Annotated in this window: 12 protein-coding genes and 1 rRNA gene; 11 read left to right on the forward strand and 2 right to left on the reverse strand. The window is 45.5% G+C overall.

All coding sequences use genetic code 11. The annotated features are described in order from the left end of the window. The first annotated feature begins 23 nt into the window (after positions 1-23). From KJS69_RS27160 to KJS69_RS27190, 7 genes are all read left to right on the forward strand, one after another. Positions 24-1,052 carry a TFIIB-type zinc ribbon-containing protein gene (locus tag KJS69_RS27160; protein ID WP_213587024.1) on the forward strand — a complete coding sequence of 343 codons (1,029 nt, stop codon included), beginning with the start codon at positions 24-26 and terminating at the stop codon, positions 1,050-1,052. Further along, positions 1,049-1,852 (forward strand): TPM domain-containing protein, encoded by an 804-nt coding sequence (locus KJS69_RS27165; protein WP_306434437.1) that lies wholly within the window; start codon positions 1,049-1,051, stop codon positions 1,850-1,852. The genes KJS69_RS27160 and KJS69_RS27165 overlap by 4 nt, the downstream gene beginning before the upstream one ends. A 26-nt stretch (positions 1,853-1,878) precedes the next feature. Then, positions 1,879-2,889 carry an SPFH domain-containing protein gene (locus tag KJS69_RS27170; RefSeq protein ID WP_213587028.1) on the forward strand — a complete coding sequence of 337 codons (1,011 nt, stop codon included), beginning with the start codon at positions 1,879-1,881 and terminating at the stop codon, positions 2,887-2,889. A gap of 207 nt (positions 2,890-3,096) precedes the next feature. Further along, entirely contained in the window at positions 3,097-3,789 is a 693-nt protein-coding gene (locus tag KJS69_RS27175) for a phosphoadenylyl-sulfate reductase (RefSeq protein WP_213587030.1), read from the forward strand. A gap of 16 nt (positions 3,790-3,805) precedes the next feature. After that, positions 3,806-4,978: a sulfate adenylyltransferase gene (gene sat, locus KJS69_RS27180; protein WP_213587032.1), complete on the forward strand. Its 1,173-nt coding sequence runs from the start codon at positions 3,806-3,808 to the stop codon at positions 4,976-4,978. Positions 4,979-5,066: 88 nt separating this feature from the next. Further along, positions 5,067-5,834: an N-acetylmuramoyl-L-alanine amidase CwlD gene (gene cwlD / locus KJS69_RS27185; RefSeq protein ID WP_213587034.1), complete on the forward strand. Its 768-nt coding sequence runs from the start codon at positions 5,067-5,069 to the stop codon at positions 5,832-5,834. Positions 5,835-5,879: 45 nt separating this feature from the next. After that, on the forward strand, positions 5,880-6,980 hold the full coding sequence (locus tag KJS69_RS27190) for a P-loop NTPase (protein ID WP_213587054.1): 1,101 nt from the start codon (positions 5,880-5,882) through the stop codon (positions 6,978-6,980). Positions 6,981-7,010: 30 nt separating this feature from the next. On the opposite strand, the gene gerD is transcribed toward KJS69_RS27190, so the two are convergent. Beyond that, entirely contained in the window at positions 7,011-7,688 is a 678-nt protein-coding gene (gene gerD / locus KJS69_RS27195) for a spore germination lipoprotein GerD (RefSeq protein ID WP_213587036.1), read from the reverse strand. Positions 7,689-7,852: 164 nt separating this feature from the next. Between gerD and KJS69_RS27200 the strand changes: the two genes are divergently transcribed. Then, positions 7,853-8,482, forward strand: a complete 630-nt coding sequence (locus KJS69_RS27200) for a KinB-signaling pathway activation protein (RefSeq protein WP_213587038.1) — start codon at positions 7,853-7,855, stop codon at positions 8,480-8,482. A 65-nt stretch (positions 8,483-8,547) separates the two neighbouring features. Here the strand turns inward: KJS69_RS27200 and pdaB are convergent, their stop codons facing one another. Next, positions 8,548-9,318 (reverse strand): polysaccharide deacetylase family sporulation protein PdaB, encoded by a 771-nt coding sequence (gene pdaB, locus KJS69_RS27205; RefSeq protein WP_213587040.1) that lies wholly within the window; start codon positions 9,316-9,318, stop codon positions 8,548-8,550. Between the two features lie 148 nt (positions 9,319-9,466). Between pdaB and KJS69_RS27210 the strand changes: the two genes are divergently transcribed. The 3 genes from KJS69_RS27210 to KJS69_RS27220 all read left to right on the forward strand — a co-directional run. Continuing rightward, positions 9,467-10,078, forward strand: coding sequence for a stage II sporulation protein M (locus KJS69_RS27210; RefSeq protein ID WP_213587042.1), 612 nt, complete (start codon positions 9,467-9,469; stop codon positions 10,076-10,078). A gap of 270 nt (positions 10,079-10,348) precedes the next feature. Then, positions 10,349-10,567, forward strand: coding sequence for a hypothetical protein (locus KJS69_RS27215; RefSeq protein WP_213587044.1), 219 nt, complete (start codon positions 10,349-10,351; stop codon positions 10,565-10,567). A gap of 407 nt (positions 10,568-10,974) precedes the next feature. Further along, a 16S ribosomal RNA gene (locus tag KJS69_RS27220) occupies positions 10,975-11,105 on the forward strand; the annotation flags it as partial.

Below are 11,105 nucleotides of genomic sequence, written 5' to 3' on the forward strand. Positions count from 1 at the left end.
TTGCCAAGCGAGGTGAGAATAAGATGGTCATTCATTATAAATGCCCCAGCTGTGGCGATGACATGGCATTTGACAGTCACTCTGGAATGTTATCTTGTCATAGCTGCGGAAGGCAAGACAATATAGAACAATTTTCTGAAGAGTTTATTTCGACTACTTTTTCCGAGGATGACGCCAAGGAATACCATTGTGATAATTGTGGCGCCATTCTAATTACCGAGGCCGAAACGGCCGCTACAAATTGCAGCTTCTGCGGAGCAGGGGTTGTCATCGGTGATCGGCTATCCGGGGCCTTAGCCCCTGCCAAAGTTATTCCGTTTACCATTAGCAAGGAAGAGGCAATGGCTGCTTTTCGTAAATGGTGCAAGAACGGCCGCCTGACACCAAAAGGATTTATGACAGCGGATAGAATCAAAGGAATCACAGGAATGTATGTCCCTTTTTGGTTATATGATCTAAATACGAAAGCGAAGGTCAGTGCCGATTGTAAGAAAGTGAGAGTGTATACAAGCGGCGATTATATATATACCGAGACGAAACATTATGATGTCTATAGGGATATTGATCTGAATTATGTCAAAGTCCCCGTGGATGCCTCCAAAAAAATGAATGATGAACTGATGGATAGATTAGAGCCTTATGATTACAGTCATTTGAAGGATTTTAAAACCCCTTATCTGGCAGGATTTATAGCCGAAAAATACAACTACAATGATGAAGAACTGCTGCCTCGGGTTAAATCCAAAATCAAATCTTATATTGATTCTTATATTAGCTCAACTATTTCGGGTTATTCCTCCGTTAGTTACAGAAGCAGAAACATCGATACTATGAAAAAACGAAGCCACTATGTTCTCCTCCCTGTATGGATGGTGTACTATGATTATGCTAAAGCGGAGCATACCTTTGCCATGAATGGCCAATCAGGCAAGGTTGTAGGGAAACCTCCTATCAGCTACGCGAAGGTCGCTCAGTGGTTCGGGGGGATTGCGGCTGTTACCTTCGTAGTATTAAAGCTCGCCTCATTTGCTATGGGGGGTGAGCTTTGGTGAGGGGAAGACTATACTTAACAACGCTGCTATTTTTCGTCCTGATTATTCCCTTCATCCTCTCTGCGTCGAATACGGTCTCCGCTGCTTCCGATACGGAGCCGAAGGTGTACGATTACGCCAAGCTTTTGAATACGGAAGAAATAGAGAAGCTTGAAGCGCTGGCCAATAAATATGGGGCCAAGAGGGAAACCGATTTAATTATATTAACGACTAATGATACGGAAGGCAAAGATGTTGTAGAATATATGCAGGATTTTTATGACGATAAGGCTCCAGGATATGATAAACCCCATGGGAATACGGCAATATTAACGATTGATATGGAGCATAGAGATGTGTATTTGGCAGGTTTCTATAAAGCCAAGGTATACTTGGATGACAGCAGGCTTGATTTGATCCGCGATAAAATTACCCCTGACTTATCCAGTGGGAATTATTACGATGCTTTCAGCACTTTTATTAAGACCTCCTATAAGTACATGGGGATAAGGCCTGGTGTGGATCCCGACAATCCTTTCTTCAATCTATGGTTTCAGTTAATTGTTTCTGTGGGTGTAGGCGGGGCCATCGTTGGATTTATGCTTTACACCTCCGGCGGGAGAGTTACGGTGAACGAAGGGACTTACCGTGATTTTAAAAATTCCAGAGTCCTTGACCAAAGAGATGATTATATACGAACGACTGTGACCAAACGCCGAAAACCATCCCAAAGCAGCGGCAGCGGAAGAAGCAGTGGCGGAGGGGGCGGAGGTATGACCGGCGGGGGACATTCCCATAGCGGTAGCCGGGGGAAATTCTGATCTTATACGGAAGGAATGAAGGATAGATGTCTTTTTTCAAAAATCAATTTGCAAACGTAGTGGAATGGGAAGAGTTTAGAGACGATATGATTTTCTGGAAGTGGAGCAACCGGGAGATCAAAAAAGGGAGCCGGCTCATTATTCGCCCCGGTCAGGATGCTATCTTTTTAAACAATGGCAAAGTGGAGGGGATCTTTCAGGACGAGGGCGATTATAACATAGCCTCCGAAATTATCCCGTTTCTTTCTACATTAAAAGGCTTTAAGTTTGGTTTTAATAGCGGGATGAGGGTAGAGGTCCTATTCGTCAATACGAAGGAATTTACGGTAAGATGGGGCACCAAGAATGCGATTCACATTCCCACTCCGCAGCTTCCCGGCGGTCTGCCGATTCGGGCGAATGGTACGTTTAATTTCAAGGTGAACGATTATGTAGCGCTAATTGATAAAATTGCGGGGGTCAAGGAAAGCTATTATGTCGATGACATCAAGCTCAGAATAACTTCTATTCTGGATCAGCTTCTGATGAAATGGATTTCTAAAGAAGGCAAAGATATGTTCAATCTGCAGGCCAATGCTTTCGAGATCGCTCAAGGAATAAGGGAAGATCTGGATATGCAGATTGTCAACGATGGAATGACGATTACCGGGTTTAATGTCATGAGCTTCAATTATCCGGAAGAAATCCAAGAGATGATCACGCGGACAGCCTCACATAGTATGGTTGGAGATGTACAAAGATATCAACAGATCTCCATGACTGACGGAATAGCTTCCGGTAAAGTTCAAGGCGGCGGTGCCGCTTCCGATATGGCCGGCATGATGATGGGGATGAATATCGCTAATGAGATGTTAAAATCGATGAATGCAGGTCAGAATAAGCCCGCACAAACTGATCCGCCTGCGCAGACGGCTGCACCTGCCCACAACAATGCTCCGGCATCTGAAGGGAAGCCAAAGCCTAATTTCTGTCCTAATTGCGGGCAGAAGACCGGTGAGGGAAATTTTTGCTCTAATTGTGGTCATAAACTGGTTTAATATTACGCCAGCTTAATAAATTGGCTATGGATAATATTCCTTATAGAAAAATACCGAAGCCTTTCCTGAATTTTCAGGGAAGGCTTTTTCTAAATTGCCCATCTTTTATGCACCAATCGCCGCCGACTTCAATAATATGTGATAGTTGCCTATGGCCTTTGTGACCTGAAAGGAGCCTTTTACTATCGGGAGAGGAGTTAAAAGGGAATGAATTTATTGGATAAGGAGAAGCTGATCCGTCAGGCAAGCGAAGAATTGGAGGGAGAATCGGCGGAATCCGTCTTGCAATGGGCTGTCGAACGATTCCCTAACATTACTCTGGCCTGCAGCTTTGGGGCGGAAGATGTCGTGCTTGTAGATTTGCTTAACCAAGTCAGTCCCCGGACGGATATTTTTTATTTGGATACGGACTTGCATTTTAAGGAAACTTACGAAACTCGGGACCGGTTGGAAGAGCGGTACGGCAAACCTTTTCTGCGGGTCGAGCCCAGGCTTAGTCTTCAGCAGCAGGCCGATGCCTACGGAGATCGCCTTTGGGCTTCTAATCCTAATCAATGCTGCGCTATACGCAAGGTAGACCCATTAGCCGAGGTGCTATCTAAATATGACGCCTGGATTACCGGTATCCGGAGGGAGCAGGCTCCAACTCGAGCTAACGCGAAAAAAATTGAATACGACGTTAAATTCGGACTTGTTAAATTTAATCCATTGGCGGATTGGACATCCGATGACATATGGAGCTATATCCGCACCAACAATATCATTTACAATCCACTTCATGACGCGGGTTATCCAAGCATCGGCTGTGAGAAGTGTACCCGTCCTGTTAGAGAAGGAGAGGACCCGAGGGCGGGAAGATGGTCAGGCTTTGAAAAAACAGAATGCGGATTGCATAAATAACGGAGGAGGAGAGAGGATGAATCAGGCCAGTCAAGGGCAGAAGGAATCGTTGATTAACCGGGTAGTTGAGGGGAAGACGAGAGAGAAGCTGCTGGACATGGCGGATACGTTAATAACGGTTCCGGTCAACTCGCGTACGCTGTCAGACATCGATTTGATAGCGGTAGGGGCCTATTCTCCGCTGGATGGATTTATGACGCAAGCGGATTATCGATCGGTGCTTGAGCAGATGAGGCTGAAGGATGGAAGCGTCTGGAGCCTTCCGATAACTCTTGGAGTGGCGGAGCCTTACCTGTCACAAATAACTGTGGGACAAAGGATTGCCCTAGCCGGGGAAGACGATGGAGTTGTCTATGCCTTGATGGACGTGGAAGACATCTACTCGGTTGACCAGGCGGAGGAAGCAAGAAGAGTATTTCTAACCGAAAGCCCGGAGCATCCCGGTGTCGCCAAGCTGTACGATCAGCCCTCTACCTATATTGGCGGATCGATTTGGGTTGTTAATCGGAAGCCTGTTCTGGAGTTCGAGGAATTTCACTTTGATCCGGCGGAGACACGCCAAATATTCGCCAATAAAGGCTGGAAAACCGTGGTCGGCTTTCAAACGAGAAATCCGGTCCACCGGGCACATGAATATATCCAGAAGAGTGCTTTGGAAACCGTAGACGGATTATTTTTAAATCCGCTTGTCGGAGAAACCAAAGCCGATGATATTCAAGCCAAAGTGCGGATGAGAAGCTACCAGGTGCTCTTGGATAACTATTATCCCCAGGATCGTGTCGTCCTCGGGGTATTCACGGCAGCCATGCGCTATGCCGGTCCGCGTGAAGCTATTTTTCATGCAATGGTTCGTAAAAACTACGGGTGCACCCACTTCATTGTAGGAAGAGATCACGCCGGTGTCGGAAATTATTACGGTACTTACGATGCTCAACGAATCTTTAATTCCTTTTCCACGGAAGAGCTTGGCATCATCCCATTGTTTTTTGAACATAGCTACTATTGCGCCAAGTGTGAAAATATGGCCTCCAGCAAAACCTGTCCCCACGATTCGGCGGACCATCTCCATCTATCCGGCACCAAAGTCAGACAGATGCTAAGACAGGGGCAATGTCCCCCTAAATATTTCACTCGTCCGGAGGTAGCAGAGATGCTTATCCAAGGAATGCAAGCTGATCCGATTTTATAATAAGGATCACGATAAATTAAGCTTGTCATATTCGTCCACCCCCGTCCATATGATGATATAAGATAGCGGATATAGGGGTGGATTTCTAATGCGAAAGTGGAGGAAAAGAGTCATCTTCTGGATTACCTTGAACGGCGGGCTCAAAATTGTGCTATCGGCATGGGTGGTTCTTTTGATGGCATTCCTGTTCACCTCAGAGTGGCCTTCTACCAAAACGTGGTCGTACTGGACGATGCCGCTTTCCGGAAAGGTTATTGCCCTGGATCCCGGCCACGGAGGTCCGGATGGAGGGGCTTCCAGCAAGAATGGATTGGTGGAAAAGGATGTTAATCTCGCGATCTCTCTCTATTTGCGGGATTATCTCCAGCAAGCCGGGGCAGTTGTCATTATGACTCGAGAAACAGATCGGGATTTGGCAAGAACGGGAACAAAGGGGTTAAGCAAACGCAAAACCGAGGATTTATTAAAACGAGCGGAAATTGTAACCAAACATAAAGCGGATCTGTTGATCAGTATTCACCTGAACAGCATCCCTTCAGCCAAATGGAGGGGGGCACAGACGTTTTATTATCCTAAAGGCCATGCAGACGGCGAGCTGTTAGCTACGCATATTCAGAATGAGATTAAAGGAAATTTGGGGAATACGGACCGAGTAGCTCAGACGGTGGATACCGTCTATCTGTTAAAAACTTTAACCATTCCAAGCGCCCTGGTGGAGGTTGGCTTTCTCTCCAATCCCGAGGAAGCCCGATTGATGGGAGATGAAACGTATCAGAGAAAGATGGCAGCTTCTATTTACCAAGGAATCCTTAGATACTATTCGGGGGAAAAGTTGGTGACTCTTGATTATTATTGATATAATAACTCTAAATACGTTAATGACGGATATAGAGGTGGAATGATGGTATCTAGGGAGCAAGTAATCGAGGCTTTGAAGCATGTATACGATCCGGAATACAAGCGTCCGGTTACGGAATTGAACTTTATTAAAGATGTTATGGTCAAAGAGGGACATGTAGCACTAACCTTCGTCCTTACTTCCGATGACGAGACGCTTAAAGGACAATATCGTCAGGATGTTCAGGAAGCTCTGGACAATCTCGGGATTAAGGATGTACATATCCGCTTTCGACTAATTAACGATTTCGAACGAGAGGAAATTCAAGCCGGGGCTGGCCAAGGTCAGAAGACGGCTCCCAAGAAGGGAATCCCGACCCATGCTCCCAAGCCGGAGCAGGCTCCGCTATTAAGCTCAGATTCGAAGTTACAATTTATTGCGGTAGCTAGTGGAAAAGGCGGCGTGGGCAAATCGACGGTAACCGTTAATCTGGCGGTTGCCTTGGCACGACAAGGAAAGAAAGTCGGAATCATTGACGCCGATATTTATGGGTTCAGTGTGCCGGATATGATGGGGATTGAGGAGAGGCCGGAATTGATCAATAAACGAATCATTCCGGTAGAACGATTTGGCGTTAAAGTCATCTCGATGGGCTTTTTTGTTGAGGATAACGCTCCGATCATTTGGAGAGGTCCGATGCTTGGCAAAATGCTCAGAAACTTCTTCTCCGAAGTGGATTGGGGAGAGCTTGATTACATGATTCTTGATTTGCCGCCAGGCACCGGAGATGTAGCGCTCGACGTTCATCAGATGATTCCTCAAAGCAAAGAGCTCATCGTGACAACACCTCATGCCACTGCAGCTTTTGTAGCAGCAAGAGCGGGGGCCATGGCGCTTCATACCGATCACGAAATTATTGGGGTCGTTGAGAACATGGCTTATTACGTCAACAAGGATGGGGAGAAGGACTACATATTCGGAAGAGGAGGGGGAGCCAAGCTGGCGGAGGAGCTGCATACAGACTTGATTGCGCAGATTCCGCTTGGAGCCCCGGACAACCATATTTCCGAGCCTGATTTCTCACCCTCCGTATATAAACCCGATACCGAAACCGGCAAGCTTTATTTGCAAATGGCCGACTCCATTATCAGCAAGCTTGGATAATTAACTTTAAGACCAGGGGGATGCATAGCATTAGCCCTGGTCTCCTCCTTCGCTCGACTTCCCGCCCTCTTTGCCTTCCTGTTTGCCCCCCTCTTTTTCCTTTCCTTGCTGCTTCCCTTTGCCCTCCTTCCCCTGAGGCTTCATTTCTTCTTCGATCGCTTTTTTAAACAACTCCATTAATTGATCGCGAAATAAAGGGCTCTGCATCGATTCCTCAATAATTTTCATCGTTTGCTGCCTATATTGACTGTTCTTCATTGTTTCCAGAATGATCTTTTCAAATTCCGGATTACGCATTAAATCAAGCATTTGTTGCTGATATTCGGGATCCTTCATCAGATCCTTGGTTAATTGCTTATTGTATTTTTGTACCGATTTGGCAAAATCTCCCGCAAATTTCGGATCGGTCATCGTCTTTTCAATGAGTTGAGAATGATTGGGGTCCGTCAGCACTTCTTTCACTGCTATTTGAATTTGCTGGCCTTCTCCGGTAGACAGGAGCTTCATGGTTGGATCCTGGTTTTTCTTGGATGCCTCCTGAACCGCCTTTTGGCCATCTTCAGAGTTCAGGATGTCCAGCATCATCGATTTGATATCCTTGTAGCTTTGTTGATTCTGGCTCGATTGTTGCTTCCCAGTTCCGCAGGAGGTCAGGAGCAGGACAATACAAATTAAAGCAGGAAGTATACGAAGTCGTGGATGGATCATGACAGGGTGCCTCCTTCCTGGATTGTAAAATTATTATGTGTGAAATTGTACGAATTATGTCGAACGTTTATTAGCTTTTTGCTGTAAACGTTGGTACAATTATGATTGTTAAGTTAATAAAAATTGGGGATCTTCTGAAGGACCTGCTGGAGGCGAACTTAGTTTTGACGTTGAGAAAATGGTTCCGTCTTTTTTGGACTACTTTATTATTAGGCACGGGGGCTTCCCTTATAGCTGGCCTTATCCTTGTCGGCATGACCGATGATTTTCATTTTCTTGAGGTTTCAAAAGCAGGCTTCAACCTGGAAACGATCATTTTCGTCGTATTGGCCGGTTCGACGATTAGTGTTGTCAGTCAGATGGGGTTCTTTGCCTACCTGATTGCCCGCTATATAGCTATGGGCTTCCTCCGAAGCAAGTTTCTTTGGGATGTTCTGCAGCTTCTTCTCGTCGCAATTGTCTTTTTTGATATGATATACCTGAGCTATACAAGCTTTGCGGCCGAGGGAGAATCGGTGCTGTCCTATTTCATTCTGCCTACAGTGCTGCTGTTGATTTCGGCCCTCGTTTCCTGGTGGAAAGTCAAGGCAACGAATAAGACTGCTTTTATCTCCACCTTGTTTTTTATGTACGCAGTAACGGTACTAGAGGCGATTCCCGCTCTCAAGCTGGATAATACCCCTTCCCATATTTTTATGCTGATTCCGTTGCTCGTATCCAATGCATGGCAAATAATGCTTCTGCATAAGCTGGTGGACAACAAAAAAGAGGCTCCCGTACAAGCCTCTAAGTAATCAGGCACTATTAAGCTTAGGATTAGGGAAGCAAAAGGCGATCGCGGCCTGGCCTGCTCGTCAGGTCAGGTCGTTTTATCTTCCACGGGCCGCTTGGATACTTGGGTCTGTTCCAGAAGCTGGGTAACCGTAACGAATTCATATCCGGCGTCTTTCAGGCGATCGATGATAACGGGCAGAGCTTCATGGGTTTGTTTTACCGAATCACTGGCATGGAGCAATACGATATCTCCCGGATGAGCCTTATCTATGACTCGGCTGACAATATTATCGGTTCCGATGTTCTTCCAATCCAAGGAGTCGGTATCCCACTGGATTACTTTGTAGTTAAGATCATCCGCTATTTTCAGCACCCGTTTATCAAAATCTCCATTCGGCAGGCGGATCAAGTTCGGCTCTTTACCGATAGCTTCAGATAAAATTTGGTGGGCGGTTTGAATTTGCTTGCGGATTTCCTCGTCATTAAGTCCACTGTAGTTAGTATGCTTATGGCCGTGGCTTCCAATCTCATATCCGGCTTCCTTGATTTTGTCGACGATCTTCTGGTGCCCTTTAGCCCAGGGGGAAGAGAGGAAAAAGGTCGCATTCTTGACCCCCTTGTCTTCCAGAACTTTAAGGATGGGCTCGGCTCTTTTGTCGCCCCAGCTTATGTCGAATGTTAGAGCGATTAGCTTTTTTTCTGTGGGAACACTGTAAATAGCTGCCGGTTCATTCTGGGAGAAGACCGAGATGTTGCCCTTTTCCGCATAAATAATTCCTGCGGCGAACAGCACTGCCACGAAGATGATCAGGTACTGCTTCACTTTTTTCCCATTGACTACATAAAAATAATTCACCGAGGAAACCTCCTTTGTAAGCCTTGTTTGTGCTGCCGGATAGGCTTGGGATTACTTGTCTTTATCAAATGTATGCTAGTACAATTTACTTATGTCTAAACTTAGACAAGAAGTTATGATCAAATTGCATCGGAAAAGAGGACGATTTATGAGTTTTGGAGCATTATTAAAGCATTTTAAGGAGATGAAGCATTACTTCATTGCGGCTGTACTCGTTTTTGCAGTCGGCGTATGGATGGGGTTTTATTCACCGGATACGTTCGGGACGTTCATTAACGGGCAAATCGACCGTTTAAGCGGAACTGCAGGGGGGTTGATGCAGCAGGACAACAGTCAGCGGCTGCTCTTTTTCTTTATTCTTATGAACAATACCTTTTTATCCATTGCGATCATGTATTTGGGAGCTTTCTTTGCTATCGTTCCCCTGTATTTTTTAGTTTCAAATGGACTTTTATTGGGTTATTTAGCTTTAGGCAATTCAGGGGTTCAGGACTGGCTAATGTTCTTCAAGTCCATTGCTCCACACGGGATTATCGAAATCCCTGCTATTATTATTGCCAGTGCGTACGGGATTCGTTTTGGTTTTTTGATGGCGGAAGGTACTTTGACCTTTATCAGTGCCAAAAGAAGAGCCGTGATGCGTAATAAACTGTTTGCTTTCTTGCAGCATACGATTCCTTTACTTGCGGTTATTTCGGGAATGCTTCTGCTCGCTGCCATCGTGGAAAGCACCTTTACTTTATGGCTTATATCCAAATAATTGTAGGACTTAAGTGTGGAAGCCACAGCTGATCACCGGAGTTTCACCCGTTAAGGAGGCCCGAATATAGAAGATCTGGAACGCGACGGTCCGGATATCCTGCCTAAGAGAATCGTTAAATCGCTTATTTTTTAATAAGCTTTAAAAATTCTGATTGCATATCATAAAAATGGCAAATTGTGTGCATAACATTAAAGCAGTTGTTTCCGGTTATATCCGGTCGCCTGTGAAGGGCCTTTTTAGCACAATGTGGTGAAAGGGGTTAGGATCATGCTTGGTTTTCTTTTTAATGAACGGGAATGCAGGGAACTGGATTATGTGTTGCGCAAGGAACTGGATGAGATGCTTTTTGATTTAAAGGATGAGCAAATGGATAATGATCTGAAAGGTGCGATAGAATCCAGATATAACATCATATTCCGTATGTATGCTCGTCTTGCTTCACCTAAGGAGATCTCAAAATATGCGAGAAATCGCATTTACCAGTGATGAAATAAGGGGAAGAGCAGAAAGTTGAAAAATACTATTGACTAGTCTGTGGAAGATGTGATAAATTAGTCTTCGCCGCTTCGAACGGCTTGTTCTTAATCAGGACAAGCCGCCGAATGCTGAAAAGATTTTTGAAAAAAAGTCTTGCTTTATCAGATGAGTTTGTGGTATATTAAAAGAGTCGCTGTTAAACGAGCGACGAACGCAACATCAAGCAGCATTGCCCTTTGAAAACTGAACAACGAGTGAATGAATGAAGCCAGTGCGAAGCGGTCTTCGGATCGTGAGCAGAACCGTTAATGAACGAACGAATGAGCTAATCGCTCTTTGGATATCTCGGTTTAACCGGGGTCCCCGAAAAGTAATCGGACTTCGCTACGAAGCATCGCTTCACTTTTTGGGGGAATTTATCGGAGAGTTTGATCCTGGCTCAGGACGAACGCTGGCGGCGTGCCTAATACATGCAAGTCGAGCGGAGTAAGGAACAAGCTTGCTTGTTCCAAGCTTAGCGGCGGACGGGTGAGTAACACGTAGGCAA

This window comes from Paenibacillus sp. J2TS4, from assembly GCF_018403245.1.
GTDB lineage: Bacteria > Bacillota > Bacilli > Paenibacillales > NBRC-103111 > Paenibacillus_L.

Bases quoted from the DNA above. Each gene is read 5' to 3' on its own strand.
- KJS69_RS27160 (WP_213587024.1), top strand. From the start codon at position 24: ATGGTCATTCATTATAAATGCCCCAGCTGTGGCGATGACATGGCATTT.
- KJS69_RS27170 (WP_213587028.1), top strand. From the start codon at position 1,879: ATGTCTTTTTTCAAAAATCAATTTGCAAACGTAGTGGAATGGGAAGAG.
- KJS69_RS27175 (WP_213587030.1), top strand. From the start codon at position 3,097: ATGAATTTATTGGATAAGGAGAAGCTGATCCGTCAGGCAAGCGAAGAA.
- sat (WP_213587032.1), top strand. From the start codon at position 3,806: ATGAATCAGGCCAGTCAAGGGCAGAAGGAATCGTTGATTAACCGGGTA.
- cwlD (WP_213587034.1), top strand. From the start codon at position 5,067: ATGCGAAAGTGGAGGAAAAGAGTCATCTTCTGGATTACCTTGAACGGC.
- KJS69_RS27190 (WP_213587054.1), top strand. From the start codon at position 5,880: ATGGTATCTAGGGAGCAAGTAATCGAGGCTTTGAAGCATGTATACGAT.
- gerD (WP_213587036.1), bottom strand. From the start codon at position 7,688: ATGATCCATCCACGACTTCGTATACTTCCTGCTTTAATTTGTATTGTC.
- KJS69_RS27210 (WP_213587042.1), top strand. From the start codon at position 9,467: ATGAGTTTTGGAGCATTATTAAAGCATTTTAAGGAGATGAAGCATTAC.
- KJS69_RS27215 (WP_213587044.1), top strand. From the start codon at position 10,349: ATGCTTGGTTTTCTTTTTAATGAACGGGAATGCAGGGAACTGGATTAT.